The following is a 15513-nucleotide window of genomic DNA, read 5'->3' as shown; positions in this document are numbered from 1 at the left end:
CTGGGGGGATCCCATACCGGCATGCTCGCGGCGCGCGCGCTGGCCGCCTTCGCCGACCGGGTCGTCGTGGTCGAGCGCGACGTCCTGCCCGAGGGCCCCGAGCCCCGCAAGGGCCTGCCGCAGGCCCGGCACGCCCACATGCTGTGGTCGGGCGGTGTGCGGGCCCTGGAGGAGCTGCTGCCGGGTGTCGTCGGCGTGCTCCACGCCGCGGGGGCGCGGCGGGCGCCGGTGACGACGGACATGGTCGTCATGGCGGCGCACGGCTGGTTCCGGCGCTGGCCCGAGTCCCACCATGTGATCCTGGCCGGCCGGGATCTGCTGGACGCGACGATCCGGGCGCGGGTGCTCGCGGACGAACGGATCGAACTGGTCGACGGCGCCGAGGCGGTGGAGCTCGAGGGCACGGCGGAGGCGGTCACCGGCGTGCGCATCCGGGCGCACGACGGCGCCGAGCGCTCCCTTTCCGCCGGCCTGGTCGTCGACGCCACCGGCCGCGGCTCCCGAGCCTCCCGGTGGCTGACGGCCCTGGGGCTGCCCGCGGCGGAGCGGCGCGAGGTCGACTCCGGGCTGGTGTACGCGAGCCGGCTCTACCTCGCCCCCGAACAGGCGCGGGACGGATTCCCCGTCGTCAATGTGCAGCCCGACCTGCGGGACACAGGCCCGGGCCGGGCGGGCTTCCTGCTGCCCATCGAGCACGGCCGCTGGATCGTCACCCTGAACGGCACACGCGGCGGCGAACCCTCCGCCGCGAACGACGACTTCGTCCGGTTCGCCCGCGAGGAGCTGCGGCACCCGCTGATCGGCGAACTGCTGGAACAGGCCGAGCCGTTGAACGACGTGTCGCTCACCCGCACGACTCTCAACCGCCGTTACTTCTACGAGCGAATGCCGGCCTGGCCCGAGAACTTCACCGTCCTCGGCGACGCCCTCGCCGCGTTCAACCCGCTCTACGGTCATGGCCTGGCCGTCGGCGCCCAGAGCGCCCTGATCCTGCGGAACGTGATACGGCGTCAGGGCTGGGGCGCCCCGGGACTGTCCCGGCGTGTCCAGAAGGCGGTGGCCCGGCCGGCCGCGGTGGCCTGGGACCTCGCCACAGGGCAGGACGTGTTCTATCCCGGCGCCACGGAGAACGGTCCCACCCTCAAGGACCGCCTCCTCGCGGCATACGTCGACCGCCTCATGCACACCGCCACGGGCAACGGGCGCATCGCGCGCCGGGTCACTGACGTGACGTCGCTGGAGCGGGGGGCGCAGGTGTTGTTGGCGCCGTCGGTACTGCTGGCGACGGTTGTGGGGCCGTTGAAGCCGGCGTTGAGTGGGCCTCCTTTGTCTGCGGAGGAGTTGAAGAAGGCGGGGTTGCAGTAGTCACCCGGCGAAAAGCGGTTGCTGCAATCCCTTTCCCGCTCCCGGTATCACCAGCAGCGATCCGGCCACCGGGTGCGGGGCGTCCAGCCCCACTCGGGCGGTCGTGATGTAGAGGTCGGACAGGTCGGGTCCGCCGAAGGCACACGCAGTGACCCGCGGGGTGGGAAGGGTGATCACCCGGTCCAGCTCTCCCCTCGGCGTGTAGCGGCGTACCGCCCCGCCGTCCCACAGCGCCACCCACACGCAGCCGTCGGCGTCGACGGTGAGGCCGTCGGGGAAACCGGCACCCTCCTCGATCTCGACGAAGGGGCGCCGGCCGGAGACGCGTCCGCCCTCGAAGTCGAAGACGTCGACGCGGCGGGTCGGCGAGTCGACGTAGTACATCAACCGTCCGTCGGGGCTCCACCCCGTGCCGTTGCTCACGGCCACGTCGTCGAGGACGACGTCGGCCGAGCCGTCACCGGTGATCCGGGACAGCGTGCCGCCGCCCGGGGCCTCGTCGTAGCGCATCGTGCCCGCCCACAGCGAGCCGTCGGCGGCGACGGCGGCGTCGTTGGCGCGGCGGCCGGGGACGGGGTCGTGGTGGAGCCAGCGGAAGGAGCCGTCCGGGTCGAGGAGGCCGACTCCGTCGCGGAGGTTGAGGACCAGGCCGCCGTTCGTGCGGGGCTTGGCCGCGCCGATGTGCTGCGGGGTCGAACGGGACGTCCGCACGCCCGTCGACGGGTCGTAGGTGTTCAGCCGGGATCCGAGGATGTCGATCCAGATCAGGCGTCCCGCCGCCGGGTCCCACGTCGGACCCTCGCCGAGCGTCGCCTCGGCGCGTACCGCCACCTCGTACGTCATGCCACGCTCCGGTGGCCGAGGCGTTCGGAGAGCTCCGCGGCGCCCTTGGCGGCGAGCTGCTCCAGTTCGGCGCGGCGCTCGTCGCTCCAGCGGATCATGGGCACGGAGATGGACAGCGCGGCCACCACCTTGCCCGTGCGGTCGCGCACCGGCGCGGCCACGCAGCTGACGTCCGGGTTGGACTCGCGGCTCTCCACCGCGATCTGCCGCTGTCGGATCTCGGCCAGGGCCTCGCGCAGGGCCGTCGGGTCGGTGATGCTGTTCGGCGTCATCGCGACCAGCTCGGCGCCGTCCGGGATGCGTGCGGTCAGCTCCGGCTCGGGCAGCGAGGCGAGCAGCATCTTGCCGACGGACGTGCAGTGGGCGGGGAGGCGACGGCCCGCCGCCGACACCATGCGCACCGCGTGCGTGGAGTCGACCTTGGCGATGTAGATGACGTCGGTGCCTTCGAGGATGGCCACGTGCACGGTCTCGTCGCACGTCTCGGCGACGGACCGGGCGACCTGCTGGCCCTCGGCGGCGAGGTCGAGCTGCTCGGCGTAGCGGCTGCCGAGCTGGTACGGGCGTACGCCCAGGCGGTAGCGTCCCGGCTGGCCGGGCACCTGGACGATGTACGACCTGGCGGCGAGCGTGGTGACCAGTTCGTGGACGGTGGTGCGCGGAAGCTGTAGCTTGCGCACGATGTCGGGGGCGGAGAGTGTGCCGTCCCCGTCGAGGAAGAGCTCCAGGATGTCGAGAGCCCGGGTCACGGCAGGTACGAGGCGTCCCACGACCGGCCCCCTCCCTTGTTTCTGAGACTTGCGTCTGCGGCTGCGTTCGAAATTTCAACTGTCGATCGGAATGGCGAACACAGGCTACTCATGGAGTGTTTGCCTGGGCAATGGGCCTGCAGCGGCCGGATGTGCAGGTGGCCGCGCGCTCAGGGCTCGCGCAGATGCCCGAACGCCGTGCGCAGCAGCTGGTGCGCCAGGGCCGGTGTGCGTTCCCCCTCAGGCAGGGCGGTGTACGCGAAGAGGGCGGAGCGCATCGCGCCGACGGCGGCCCGGGCCAGTACGGCCGCCCGCAGCGGCGTGGCCGCGTCGGGGTCGTGCTCGGCGAGCCGCTCCCGCAGGGCCTCGGCGAGGCCGTCCTCGAACTGGCTGAGCACCGGCAGGAACTGGCGCACCGGCTGGCCGGGGAAGCGCTGCGGCGGCCCGCTGAACATCAGGCCGGGGCCGCCGTCGGCGATGAGGTCGAAAGCGGCGCCCAGGACGGCGGCGTACGGGTCCTCGTCGGCGGGGCGGGCGGCCACCTGGGTCTGCATGACCGGGATGAGGTCCAGGACCTCGTCGAGGACCAGGTCCTCCTTGGAGGGGAAGTAGCGGAAGAAGGTCCGCTCGGTGACCCCGGCGGCCGCCGCGATGTCCCGCACGGTGGTCTGCGCATAGCCGCGTTCCTCGAACATGCGGTGGGCGGCCTCCTGGAGGGCCTTGCGCGTCGCCGCCTTGTGCGCCTCGCGACGTCCACGTGGCGCCGCGGGGGGAGTGTCGAGGGTTGCCATGTGAGGAGTATCGCAGGCGGAAAACCGACGGTACAGAATCTGTCAGTCATGACAGATTCGCTATGCTGTCAGTCATGACACTTTTTCGGAGAGGGCATGTGTTCCGCGGGCGGGTGTCCCGCAGAGCCCGCCTGATCACCCTGGGTGTGGTCGGCGCGGTGCTGGCCGCCGGGGGTGTCGCGGAGGCGGTGGCACGTCACCAGGCGGCCGACCGGCTCGCGGACCGCATGGAGCGCCGACTGCACACCGGGCTGGACGTGGGCTTCGGACCGACGCCGGTGATGCTGCAACTGGCCCGCGGGTCCTTCTCCCACGTGGAGGTCTCCGGTGAGGGCGCGACGTTCCGCCGGTTCTCCGGAGTCGACCTGCACGCCGAACTGGCCGATGTGGTCCGCACCGGCGACGGACTGTCGGTGGCCGACACCCGGGTGAGCGCCGAGCTGACGGACGCCGCGCTCGCCGACGCCGTCGCCACGATGACCGGGGGCGCACTGGGCGCCGCGGCGGTGACCACCGATCCGGAAAGCGGCGAACTGGTCGTGCAGGCCGGGCCGGCCGGACGGATCTCCATCGGTTTCCGGCCGGTCCTCGAGAAGGAGGGCATCCGGTTCGAACGCACCACGGTGCGCATCGGCGAACGCATCGTTCCCGACGCCCTCGCCGGCCAGCTGCTCGGGGACACCCCGCAGGAGCTGGACCTGTCCGGACTGCCCCTCGACCTGGAGCCGGAGCGGCTCGCCGTCACCGCCGACGGACTGCGCCTGGAACTGACGGGAGGCAGCACGACCGTGAAGGCCTGACCCGCTCCGCCCGACCGACGCCCCGGCCCACCGACACCCGTCCGTCTTCGGACCCCATCGCACAAGCCACTACTGCACGAGGAGCATCTCCGTGGCGACATGGCTCTATCGGCTCGGTCTCGGCGCCTACCGCCGACGGCGGCTCGTCCTGGCGGCCTGGCTGGCCGTACTGGCGGGCGCCGTCTGCGCGCTGGTCGTCGTGGGCGGCAAGCTCGACAACGAGTTCACCATTCCCGGCTCCGAATCCCAGCAGGCGCAGGACACGATGGCCGAGGACTTCCCGGCGGCCGCGGGCACCAGTGCCCAGATCGTGTTCACCGCGCCCGACGGCGCGAAGGTCACCGATCCGCAGGCCGCCCGGGGCATCCAGCGGACGCTGACCGCCGCGCAGGACGCCCCGCAGGTCGCCGCCGTGATCCCGCCCGACAAGGCCGGCACCGTGACCCCTGACGGGCGCACCGCGCTCGCCCAGGTCAACTACGACGTCAGCCGCTCCGACCTGGACGACGGCGCGCTCGACTCACTCGAGGAGACCACCAGGGCCGCCGAGGAGGCGGGGCTGGAGGTCTCCGTCGGCGGTCAGGCATACGGCAACGGCGTGCTCACCCCGAGCGTCCTCGAACTGCTCGGCGTGGTGGTCGCGTTGGCCGTGCTCGCCATCACCTTCGGCTCGCTGCTCGCCGCCGGGATGCCGCTGCTGACCGCCTTCGTCGGCGTCGGCACCGGGCTCGCCGGACTGCTGGCGGTGTCCTCGGGGGTGACGGTGTCGTCGACCGCGCTGAGCCTGGCGCTGATGCTCGGGCTGGCGGTGGGCATCGACTACGCGCTCTTCGTGCTGTCCCGGCACCGGACGCAGCTCGCCCAGGGGATGGAACCGCGCGAGTCGGCGGGGCGGGCCGTCGGGACGGCGGGCAGCGCGGTGGTCTTCGCCGGGACGACGGTCGTCATCGCGCTGGTCGGGCTGATCGTGGTGCGTATCCCGTTCCTGACGGTCATGGGTCTGAGCGCGGCGGCGACGGTGCTCATCGCCGTGCTGGTCGCGGTGACGCTGCTGCCGGCGCTGTTCGGCCTCGCAGGGGCACGGCTCGCGCCCCGGCCGGGGTCACGGGCCGCGCGGCGGGCGGCTGTTGCCGCGGGGGAGGTTCCTGCGGGGGGTACAGAAAAAGCCACGGAGAAGGCCACGGAAGAAGCCGCGGAGAAGGACTCGGAGAAGGCCGCGGAAAAGGCTTCCGTCATGGGGCAACGCTGGGCCCGGCTCGTCACCCGGCGCCCCCTGCTCGTCGTCATCGGCACCGTCGCCGCCCTGGTGACCCTGGCGCTGCCCGCCGCCGATCTGCGACTGGCGCTGCCCGACAACGGCACGGCGGCGCACGGAACGTCGCAGCGCGAGACGTACGACACCGTCGAGGACGCGTTCGGGCCCGGCTTCAACGGGCCGCTGCTGGTGCTCGCCGAGGCGGACACCCAGGGGCAGGCCGGGCAGCAGCAGGCGGCCGCGGTGGCCGGACGGCTGCAGGAGCTGCCGGGCGTGGTCAAGGTCGGTCAGCCGCAGTACGCGCCGGAGTCCGGGCGGGCGGTGATCCAGGTCGTGCCGGAGGGCGGGCCGCAGGACGAGTCCACGCAGGACCTGGTCGACGCCATCCGCGGCGACGCGGCCGTCATCGAGCGGGAGACCGGCGCCGCCGTGTCCGTCACCGGCACCACGGCGATCGGCATCGACGTCTCCGACCGGCTGACCGCATCGCTGCTGCCGTTCGCGGCCGTCGTCGTCGGGCTCTGTCTGATTCTTCTGCTGCTGGTCTTCCGCTCGCTGGTCGTGCCGGTCAAGGCGACCGTCGGGTTCCTGCTGTCGGTGGCGGCGTCCTTCGGCGCGGTCGTGGCGGTGTTCCAGTGGGGCTGGCTCGCCGACGCGCTGGGGGTGGCCCGGACCGGACCCGTCGTCAGCTTCCTGCCGATCGTGCTGATGGCCGTGCTCTTCGGACTGGCGATGGACTACGAGGTCTTCCTGGTGTCCAGCATGCGCGAGGAGTGGGTGCGCACCGGACGGGCCAGGGACGCGGTGATCGACGGGGCCGGGCATGCCTCGCGGGTGGTGACGGCGGCGGCGCTCATCATGTTCTTCGTCTTCGCCAGCTTCGTGACGACGGAGGACGCCATCGTGAAACCCATCGCGTTCTCGCTGGCGTTCGGTGTGCTGGTGGACGCCTTCGTCGTACGGATGACCCTGGTGCCGGCGGTCCTGGCGATGGTGGGACGCGGCGCCTGGTGGCTGCCGCGCGGGCTGGACCGATTGCTGCCCGACCTGGACATCGAGGGCGCCCGGCTGCACGAGCCGGCCCGGGCGGAAACCGCACGGCCACTGACCGAAATCAACGCAAGCTCTGGCTGAATTACCCCCAGCTCGATTCCGGACACCGACACCGAACAGAAAAACACGATGCCAGCCTGCCTCTCGGGTTCACCGAGAGGCAGGCTGGCGTTTTTCAGCCGCTAATTGTTACCGCCGAGGAAATTAACCGCGGAATATTTGATTCCGCCGGAAGCCCTGTGTTTGACTGAGGGCACCGAATCGACATCCGGTTCGAACGGGGGAGAGCAGACCACTCTTTCTTTCACCTTCCGTGCGCCGTTTCGGCGTATCTCCATTTGGACGCTCTGGCCTGCGCAAAGGCGCCCGGGCCGGCTCCCATCGGCACGCACGATTCCCTCTCTCCCGTCGTCGGCCCGAGCGGCCGTTTTCCGCTGCCCGAAAGCAAAGGGATCACGCATGCACCTCGAAGAGAAAATCGCCCCTGCCCGCCGGGGCCTGCGCGCCGCCGCACGCCCCGTCATCACCGGATCCTCCCATTCCTTTCCGGGTACCCGGAGCAGCCAGGACGACCTGTGGCAGGAATTTTTCCTGGACCACTACGACGGTTTTCCGCTGGCCCGCCGGATATTCGAGAATTCCGGAATCAGCTCCCGCTCCACGGCCGTGGACCCGCGCGCCGAGAAGGAAGTGTCCGGCTGGAGCACCGGACAGCGCATGGAGCGCTACATCGAGGAGGCCGTGCCCCTCGGCAAGCGCACCGTCGCCGACGCCCTGGAGTCCGCGGGCCTGGCCCCGTCGGACGTGGGCCTGCTGGCCGTGGCCTCCTGTACCGGCTACACCACGCCCGGCCTCGACTTGAGGCTCGCGGACGAGCTGGGCATGTCCAGCAAGGTCCAGCGGCTGTTCATCGGCCACATGGGCTGCTACGCGGCCGTCCCGTCGCTGGGCGCCGTCTCCGACTTCGTCGCCTCGCGGGGCCGGCCGGCGGTGCTGCTGTGTCTGGAGCTGACCTCGCTGCACGTCCAGCCGCCCACCCGGGACATCGAACAGATCGTGGCGCACGCGCTGTTCGCCGACGCCGCCGCGGCCGTCGTCCTGGAGCCCGACGCCGACAGCGGCTACGAGGTCATCGACGTGGTCGCGGTCACCGACCACAGCACCGCCGACCACATGAGCTGGCAGATCACCGACCTCGGCTTCAAGATGGGCCTCTCGCCGAAGGTCCCCGACGTGCTCGCCCAGCACGTCGGCGAGGTGGTCCGCGACCAGCTGCTCGCCCCGCACGGGCTCACGCCCGAGGAGGTCACCGGCTGGGCCGTGCACCCGGGCGGCAAGCGCATCCTCGAGGTCGTCGGTGAGCGGCTCGAGCTGCCCGCCGGCGCGCTGGACGCCTCGTACGGCGTCCTCGACGAGTGCGGCAACTGCTCCTCGCCCACCGTCCTCATGGTCCTCCAGCGCCTGCCCCGTACCGACGGCCCGGTGGTCGCCATGGCCTTCGGCCCCGGCCTCACCCTGTACGCGGCCCTGCTGCGCCGGTCCTGACGCCGGCCGGGCCCGCCGTACGGCCCCACACCGTCGGCCCGCCCGGAGCCCCCTTCCAGCACGACCCTACGGACACCACCCCAAGGACGCACGGAAGGAACAGCTGCGCCATGCCCATCCCGACCTCACCGGGCCAGGTCTTCGTCACCGGCACCGGTCGCTGCGGCTCGACTCTGGTCTCCGAGCTGCTGCGCGAGCACCCGCAGGTCCTCAGCCTGTCGGAGCTCTTCAACCACCTCACGGACATGTACCGGATCACTGCCCGGGTCTTCCCCGAAGGCCCCCTCACGGCCGCGGAGTTCTGGGACGTCCTGTCCTCCCGCAACACCGTCAACCGACTCCTGACCGCCCACGGACTGGCCCCCAGGGAAGTCCTCTACCGCCCCTCGGCGACCACCCGCTTCCAGGCCGACACCGGCATCCCGGCCGTCCTGCTGACCACCCTCCCCCACCTCACCGACACCCCCGACGAGCTCTACGACGAACTCGAAGCGGCCGTCGCCGAGTTCCCGGACGCCGGTGTGGGCGAGCACTACCACCGTCTCTTCGGCTGGCTGTGCGCCCGCTTCGGCAAGACCCTGTGGGCCGAGCGCAGCGGCGGCTCGCTGATCCTCGCCGGGCAGTTCCGCGATCACTTCCCCGACGCCCGCCATCTGCACATCGTGCGCGACGGCCGGGACACCGCGCTGTCCATGAGCCGCCACACCGGCTTCCGCATGGCCGCGGTGGTGATGGCGCTGCACCTCACCCTCGGCCACGACCCGTACGCCGAGGAGCAGTCCGCCGACACCGAACGCGACCTCGGGTTCGTACCGGACGAGCTGCTGCCGTTCCTGCCGGATCGTTTCGACGCCCATGCCGTCCGCGACTACCGGCTCCCGGTGTCGCTGTTCGGCACGTACTGGGCGGACGAGATGAAGCGCGGCATGGAGGCGATGTCCGCGCTGCCGCAGGAGAACGTGCTGCACATCTGGTACGAGGACCTGCTGGCCGCGCCCGAGGAGTCCCTGCACCGCATCGGTGAGTTCCTCGGCGCGGACTTCGTGGACACCGACTGGGAGCGCCGGTGCGCGGCCAAGGTGGGCGCGCCCTCGTCGTCCTGGCGGGACCTGCCCGACGCCGAGCGCGAGGAGCTGGAGCAGGCGTGCGCCGCCGGGTTCTCCGTACTCGCCGCGCACGGTGTCGTCCCCATGGCCGCTGCGGCGGCTTCGGCGACAAGGAGCGGCGTATGAGGACCCCGCTGACCAAGGGCGCCACGGTGTGGCTGACCGGGCTGCCCAGCTCCGGCAAGACGACGCTGGCGCAGGCGCTGGCCAGCCGCCTCACCCGGGAGGGGCACCGGGTCGAGGTGCTCGACGGCGACGAGATACGTACGTTCCTCAGCGCCGGCCTCGGCTTCACCCGCGAGGACCGGGACACCAACGTGCAGCGCATCGGCCTGGTCGCCGAGGTGCTGGCACGCAACGGCATCCTGGTGCTGGTCCCGGTCATCGCGCCGTACGCCGACAGCCGCGAGGCGGTCCGCAAACGGCACGAGGCGAGCGGCACGCCGTATCTGGAGGTGCATGTCGCCACACCGCTGCAGGTGTGCGCCGTACGCGATGTGAAGGGCCTGTACGCGCAGGCCCGCGCCGGGCGGCTGTCCGGGCTGACCGGCATCGACGACCCGTACGAGCCGCCGCAGTCACCGGACGCGAAGGTGGAGACCCAACTGCAGTCCGTCGGCGAGTCGGTGGACACCCTGCACACGCTGATGGCGGAACGGGGGCTGCTGTGACGGCCGTGGCCGCCCGCCTCGGGCACACCGACGTCCTGGAGTCGGAGGCGGCGTACATCTTCCGCGAGGTGGCCGGCGAGTTCGAGAAGCCGGTGCTGCTGTTCTCCGGCGGCAAGGACTCGGTCGTCATGCTGCATCTGGCGCTGAAGGCGTTCGCGCCGGCGCCGCTGCCGTTCGCGCTGCTGCACGTGGACACCGGGCACAACTTCCCGGAGGTGCTCGCCTACCGGGACCGTGTGGTGGCCGCACATGGGCTCACCCTCCATGTGGCGTCCGTACAGGACTACATCGACCGGGGCGTGCTGCGCGAACGTCCCGACGGCACCCGGAATCCGCTGCAGACGCTGCCGCTGCTGGAGGCGATCAGCGGCGGCGGGTTCGACGCGGTGTTCGGCGGCGGGCGGCGAGACGAGGAGAAGGCCCGCGCCAAGGAGCGGGTGTTCTCGCTGCGCGACGAGTTCGGCACGTGGGACCCGCGCCGGCAGCGGCCCGAGCTGTGGCAGCTGTACAACGGCCGCCATCTGCCCGGGGAGCACGTGCGGGTCTTCCCGTTGTCCAACTGGACCGAGCTGGACGTGTGGCAGTACATCGCCCGCGAGGGCATCGAGCTGCCGTCCATCTACTTCGCGCACGAACGGGAGGTGTTCCTGCGCTCCGGCATGTGGCTGGCGCCGGGCGACTGGGGCGGCCCGAAGGACGGCGAGCCGGTGGAGAAGCGCAGGGTGCGCTACCGCACCGTCGGCGACATGTCCTGCACCGGCGCCGTGCTGTCGGAGGCGTCCGACGTCGACGAGGTGATCGTCGAGATCACCGCCTCCCGGCTCACCGAGCGCGGCGCCACCCGTGCCGACGACCGGCTGTCGGAGGCGGCGATGGAGGACCGCAAACGCGAGGGGTACTTCTGACATGACCGCCGACGTGACAGCTCTCGGCCACCCCCCGCATTTCACCGCCGCCCTGATGATGCGCGGCATCTTCCAGGAAGCCAGGTCCCGGCTGACCGCCGGGACCGGCGCACAGGAGGGACACGTGAATCCCAAGCCCACCACCCAGCCCCTCGAGGCGCCCGCGGCCGAGGCGGACCTGCTCCGCTGGGCCACCGCCGGCTCGGTGGACGACGGCAAGTCCACCCTCGTAGGACGACTGCTGCACGACTCGAAGTCCGTCCTCGCCGACCAGCTGGAGGCCGTCGCCCGCGCGTCCTCCGGCGAGGGCCCCGACCTGGCTCTGCTCACCGACGGGCTGCGCGCCGAGCGCGAGCAGGGCATCACCATCGACGTCGCCTACCGCTACTTCGCCACCCCCAGGCGCCGGTTCATCCTCGCCGACACGCCGGGGCATGTGCAGTACACCCGCAACATGGTCACCGGCGCGTCCACGGCCACGCTGACGGTGATCCTCGTCGACGCCCGCAAGGGCGTGGTCGAGCAGACCCGGCGGCACGCGGCCGTGGCGGCGCTGCTGCGGGTGCCGCACGTGGTCCTCGCCGTCAACAAGATGGACCTCGTCGGCTACGAGCAGTCCGTGTTCGCGGACATCGCAGGGGAGTTCACCCGGCTCGCGACCGACCTCGGCATTCCCGAGGTCACCGCGATCCCGATCTCCGCGCTCGCCGGGGACAACGTCGTCGAGCCGTCCACGCGCATGGACTGGTACGGCGGGCCGACCGTCCTCGCGCACCTGGAGAACGTGCCCGTCGCGGAGGAGGTGACCGACGGACCCGCCCGGTTCCCGGTCCAGTACGTCATCCGCTCCGGTGACGTCCGCCTCTACGCGGGTCAGGTCGCCGCCGGTGCGCTGCGGGTCGGCGACCGGGTCACCGTGCTGCCGTCGGGGCGCACCACCACCGTCACCGGCATCGACGTGCTGGGCGCGCCGGCCGAGCTGGTCCGCTCTCCGCAGTCCGGCGCGCTGCGGCTCGCCGACGACCTGGACGTCTCCAGAGGCGACCTGATCGTCCCGGCGGCGGCCCTGCCGACGGTGTCCCGGGACGTCGAGGCGGCCGTGTGCCATCTGCACGAACGCCCGCTCAGGCCCGGGGACCACGTGCTGCTGAAGCACACCACGCGCACCGTGCGCGCGGTGGTCCGCCGGATCCCGGGCCCGGGGCGGCTCGACCTCAACGAGATCGGCCAGGTCGCGCTGCGCACCGCCGAGCGGCTGGCGTTCGACCAGTACGAGGACAGCCGGCGCACCGGCTCCTTCGTGCTGATCGACCCGGCCGACGGCGCCACGCTGACCGCGGGCATGGTCGGCGCGACCGCTCCGGGGACCCCCGATGCGCCTGTCTGAGCGCAGCCCGGCGCCCAGCCGCTCCCGGCGTCCGCTCCGCGCGGCCCTCGCGCTGCTCCTGCTGCTGTTCCTGGCGGCGGGCTGCGGCTACGGGTCCCGGGCGTCGGGGGCGGCGGCCGCGCCGGCCGTCGGCACGGGCCCGCCGCTGTCGGCGGACGAGGTCTCCATCGGCTACTTCGCCAACGTCACGCACGCCACCCCGCTGGCCGGTGTGCAGAAGGGCTACTTCACCCGAGAGCTGGGCGGCACCCGGCTGCGCACCCAGGTCTTCAACGGCGGCCCGTCGGCGCTGGAGGCGCTCAACGCGGGCGCTGTGGACATCGCGTGGATGGGACCGTCGCCGGCCGTCAACGGCTTCCTGCGGTCCGAGGGCCGCGGCCTGAGGATCGTCTCGGGTGCCGCCTCCGGCGGGGTCGCGCTGGTCGTCGACGGCGACGCGAAGGTACGCGGCACCGACATCCGAGGGCTCAGGATCGCGACGCCGGAGGCGGGCAACACCCAGGACGTCGCATTGCTGCACTGGATCCGCGAGCAGGGCTGGGAGGTCGACCCGCGCACCGGGCGCGGTGACGTCACGGTGGTGCGGCAGTCGTCCAAGGAGATCCCCACCAGTTTCCGGCGGGGCGCGATCGACGGGGCGTGGGTGCCGGAGCCGGTGGCCGCGCAGCTGGTCGCCGCCGGCGGGCGGGTGCTCGTCGACGAGTCGGACCTGTGGGACGGCGGCGCGTTCGTCACCGCCCTGGTGGTGGTGTCCCCGTCGTTCCTCGCGGACCATCCGGACGTCGTCGAGGCCGTGCTGCGCGGCTCGGTACGCACCAACGCCTGGCTGAAGAGCCGACCAGCCGAGGGCAAGACGGCCGTCAACAGCGCCATCGAGGCGCTGACCGGCCGGCCACTGGAGCGCGGGGTCCTCGACGCGGCCTGGCGGCATGTGAGCCTCACCGACGATCCGCTCGCCACGACCCTCGCCGAGGAGGCGGACCGGGCCGACCGGCTCGGGCTCCTGCACGGCGCGGACGGCACGCCGGGCGGCGGAGCGGAGGCGGCCCTGCGCGGGATCTTCGACCTGCGCCCGCTCAACCGGGTCCTCGCCCGGCAGGGCGAGCCGGCCGTGGACGACGCCGGCCTCGGCGTCGCCGGGCGCGGCACCTGACCCCCGGGACAGACCTTACTTCCGGGCACCATGCCCATACAGCAAAGGATTTGATCACGTGTCAGAAACAGTGCTGCGGGCCGGCGCACCGGCCCGCCCGGTCGCCCTGGCCGAGGTGGAGCAACCGGCCGTACGACTCACCCACGTCTCCAAGTGGTTCGACACCGCCGGGCGGCGCCAGGCCGTCCTGGACGACATCAGTCTGACCGTCGGCCGCGGCGAGTTCGTGTGCGTGCTCGGCGCCTCCGGCTGCGGCAAGTCCACGCTGCTCAACCTGGTGGCGGGCCTGGACCGGCCGTCCACGGGCGCCATCGAGGTCAGCGGCGGCCGGCGGCCCGCCCTGATGTTCCAGGACCACGCCCTGTTCCCCTGGCTCACCGCCGGCCGGAACGTCGAACTCGCGCTGCGGCTGCGGGGAGTGCCCCGGCGGGACCGCCCCGATCAGGCGCGCCGGCTGCTGGAGCTGGTGCGGCTGAAGGACGCGTACGGCAAGCGGATCCACGAACTGTCCGGCGGCATGCGCCAGCGTGTCGCCCTGGCCCGTGCCCTCGCCCAGGAGGGCGACGTCCTGCTGATGGACGAGCCGTTCGCCGCGCTCGACGCCATCACCCGGGACGTGCTCCACGAGGAGCTCACCCGTATCTGGTCCGAGAACAGGCTCTCCGTCGTCTTCGTCACCCACAACGTCCGCGAGGCGGTCCGGCTCGGCGAGCGGGTCGTGCTGCTGTCCTCCCGCCCCGGCCGGATCGCCCGCGAGTGGACCGACTCCGACCTCCCGGAGGCCGCGCTGACGGCCCGGGTCACCGACGCGCTGCGGGAGGAGATACGTCGCCATGGCCGCCGGTGAGACGGTCGCGACCAGGAAGGGCGTACGGGAGGTCCGCGACAGCGCGGACGTCGAGGCCGGGCTCGACGCGTTGGACAGCGCGCCTGTAGGGCCCGGGCGGATGCCTGTACGGCAGATTCTGCGGGAGCGGGTGCTGCCGCCCGTGGTCGCGGCGGTGCTGGTGCTGCTCGCCTGGCAGGCCGCGTACGAGGCCGAGATCAAACCGGACTACCTGCTGCCGTCGCCGGGCGACGTGTGGCGGGCGCTGTCCGACCAGTGGTACGAGGGCACGCTGTTCTCCACGGTGTGGACGAGCATGCAGCGCGGCGCCCTCGGGTTCGCCGCGGCCGTGGTCATCGGTACCGGGCTGGGGCTGCTGCTCGGCGCGGTGCGGTCGCTGCGGGTCGGGATCGGGCCGGTGCTGTCGGGGCTTCAGTCGCTGCCGTCTGTGGCGTGGGTGCCGGCGGCGGTCGTGTGGTTCGGGCTCACCGACGCCACCATCTACGCGGTGATCCTGCTGGGTGCCGTACCGTCCATCGCGAACGGGCTGCTGGCGGGCGTCGACCAGGTGCCGCCGCTGTATCTGCGGGCGGGACGGGTGCTGGGCGCCACCGGGGCCGCCCGGGTCCGGCACGTGCTGCTGCCGGCCGCGCTGCCCGGCTATCTGGCTGGGCTCAAGCAGGGCTGGGCGTTCTCGTGGCGGTCTCTGATGGCGGCCGAACTCATTGCGAGTTCTCCCGAGTTGGGGCTGGGGTTGGGCCAGCTGCTGGAGAACGCGCGCTCCTACCAGGACATGGCGCTGGTCCTCGCCACCATCGGGGAGATCCTGGTGGTCGGCATCGCCGTGGATCTGCTGTTGTTCGCGCCGCTGGAGCGGCGGGTGTTGCGGGCGCGGGGGTTGGCGGGGGTGCGGGGCTGATGCCTGTGGCGGCCTGCGCGGGTTCGGTGGGGGCTTGCGTAGCGCCTGCGGGTGGGGGGGTGGGTCGGGGCCGCGCCGGGGGTGTCCGTCCTCGGTCTGCCGAACCCGTTTCTTACGGGGGTTGCTGGTCGTTCACGGCAGCCGC

General features: G+C 72.2%; 14 protein-coding genes. 11 read left to right on the top strand and 3 right to left on the bottom strand.

The window, feature by feature from the left end; all coding sequences use genetic code 11:
- Window positions 1-21 precede the first annotated feature (21 nt).
- Complete coding sequence (locus ACKTSN_RS32205) at window positions 22-1365, top strand: pyridine nucleotide-disulfide oxidoreductase (RefSeq protein WP_409472321.1); 1344 nt, start codon at window positions 22-24, stop codon at window positions 1363-1365.
- Here the strand turns inward: ACKTSN_RS32205 and ACKTSN_RS32200 are convergent, their stop codons facing one another.
- The 3 genes from ACKTSN_RS32200 to ACKTSN_RS32190 form a co-directional block, all read right to left on the bottom strand.
- Window positions 1366-2208 (bottom strand): SMP-30/gluconolactonase/LRE family protein, encoded by an 843-nt coding sequence (locus ACKTSN_RS32200; RefSeq protein ID WP_409472320.1) that lies wholly within the window; start codon window positions 2206-2208, stop codon window positions 1366-1368.
- Window positions 2205-2978 (bottom strand): IclR family transcriptional regulator, encoded by a 774-nt coding sequence (locus ACKTSN_RS32195; protein ID WP_409472319.1) that lies wholly within the window; start codon window positions 2976-2978, stop codon window positions 2205-2207. Before ACKTSN_RS32195 ends, ACKTSN_RS32200 begins: the two co-directional genes overlap by 4 nt.
- Window positions 2979-3127: 149 nt before the next feature.
- Window positions 3128-3748 carry a TetR/AcrR family transcriptional regulator gene (locus ACKTSN_RS32190; protein WP_409472318.1) on the bottom strand — a complete coding sequence of 207 codons (621 nt, stop codon included), beginning with the start codon at window positions 3746-3748 and terminating at the stop codon, window positions 3128-3130.
- Between the two features lie 74 nt (window positions 3749-3822).
- On the opposite strand from ACKTSN_RS32190, the gene ACKTSN_RS32185 reads away from it, so the two are divergent.
- The 10 genes from ACKTSN_RS32185 (at window position 3823) to ACKTSN_RS32140 (ending at window position 15368) form a co-directional block, all read left to right on the top strand.
- On the top strand, window positions 3823-4548 hold the full coding sequence (locus ACKTSN_RS32185; RefSeq protein WP_409472317.1) for an LmeA family phospholipid-binding protein: 726 nt from the start codon (window positions 3823-3825) through the stop codon (window positions 4546-4548).
- Window positions 4549-4639: 91 nt separating this feature from the next.
- Entirely contained in the window at window positions 4640-6937 is a 2298-nt protein-coding gene (locus tag ACKTSN_RS32180; protein WP_409472316.1) for an MMPL family transporter, read from the top strand.
- A 378-nt stretch (window positions 6938-7315) separates the two neighbouring features.
- On the top strand, window positions 7316-8401 hold the full coding sequence (locus ACKTSN_RS32175) for a type III polyketide synthase (RefSeq protein WP_409472315.1): 1086 nt from the start codon (window positions 7316-7318) through the stop codon (window positions 8399-8401).
- 110 nt (window positions 8402-8511) lie between these two features.
- Entirely contained in the window at window positions 8512-9633 is a 1122-nt protein-coding gene (locus tag ACKTSN_RS32170; protein ID WP_409472314.1) for a sulfotransferase, read from the top strand.
- A complete protein-coding gene (cysC, locus tag ACKTSN_RS32165; RefSeq protein ID WP_129800935.1) occupies window positions 9630-10178 on the top strand; it encodes an adenylyl-sulfate kinase in 549 nt (182 codons plus the stop codon). Before ACKTSN_RS32170 ends, cysC begins: the two co-directional genes overlap by 4 nt.
- On the top strand, window positions 10175-11083 hold the full coding sequence (gene cysD, locus ACKTSN_RS32160) for a sulfate adenylyltransferase subunit CysD (protein ID WP_409472313.1): 909 nt from the start codon (window positions 10175-10177) through the stop codon (window positions 11081-11083). Before cysC ends, cysD begins: the two co-directional genes overlap by 4 nt.
- 1 nt (window position 11084) lies before the next feature.
- The gene (locus ACKTSN_RS32155) at window positions 11085-12470 is read left to right on the top strand and encodes a sulfate adenylyltransferase subunit 1 (protein ID WP_409472312.1); all 1386 of its coding nucleotides are present in this window, start codon (window positions 11085-11087) and stop codon (window positions 12468-12470) included.
- On the top strand, window positions 12457-13623 hold the full coding sequence (locus tag ACKTSN_RS32150; protein ID WP_409472311.1) for an ABC transporter substrate-binding protein: 1167 nt from the start codon (window positions 12457-12459) through the stop codon (window positions 13621-13623). The genes ACKTSN_RS32155 and ACKTSN_RS32150 overlap by 14 nt, the downstream gene beginning before the upstream one ends.
- 73 nt (window positions 13624-13696) lie before the next feature.
- Window positions 13697-14470: an ABC transporter ATP-binding protein gene (locus ACKTSN_RS32145; protein ID WP_409474975.1), complete on the top strand. Its 774-nt coding sequence runs from the start codon at window positions 13697-13699 to the stop codon at window positions 14468-14470.
- Window positions 14457-15368 carry an ABC transporter permease gene (locus tag ACKTSN_RS32140; RefSeq protein ID WP_409472310.1) on the top strand — a complete coding sequence of 304 codons (912 nt, stop codon included), beginning with the start codon at window positions 14457-14459 and terminating at the stop codon, window positions 15366-15368. The genes ACKTSN_RS32145 and ACKTSN_RS32140 overlap by 14 nt, the downstream gene beginning before the upstream one ends.
- Window positions 15369-15513 lie beyond the last annotated feature (145 nt).

The sequence above is a fragment of the Streptomyces flavusporus genome, from assembly GCF_046267975.1.
In the GTDB taxonomy this organism is placed as follows: domain Bacteria; phylum Actinomycetota; class Actinomycetes; order Streptomycetales; family Streptomycetaceae; genus Streptomyces; species Streptomyces flavusporus.
The sequence above is the reverse complement of the archived record's forward strand: the minus strand, read 5'-3'. Positions and strand labels throughout refer to the sequence as shown.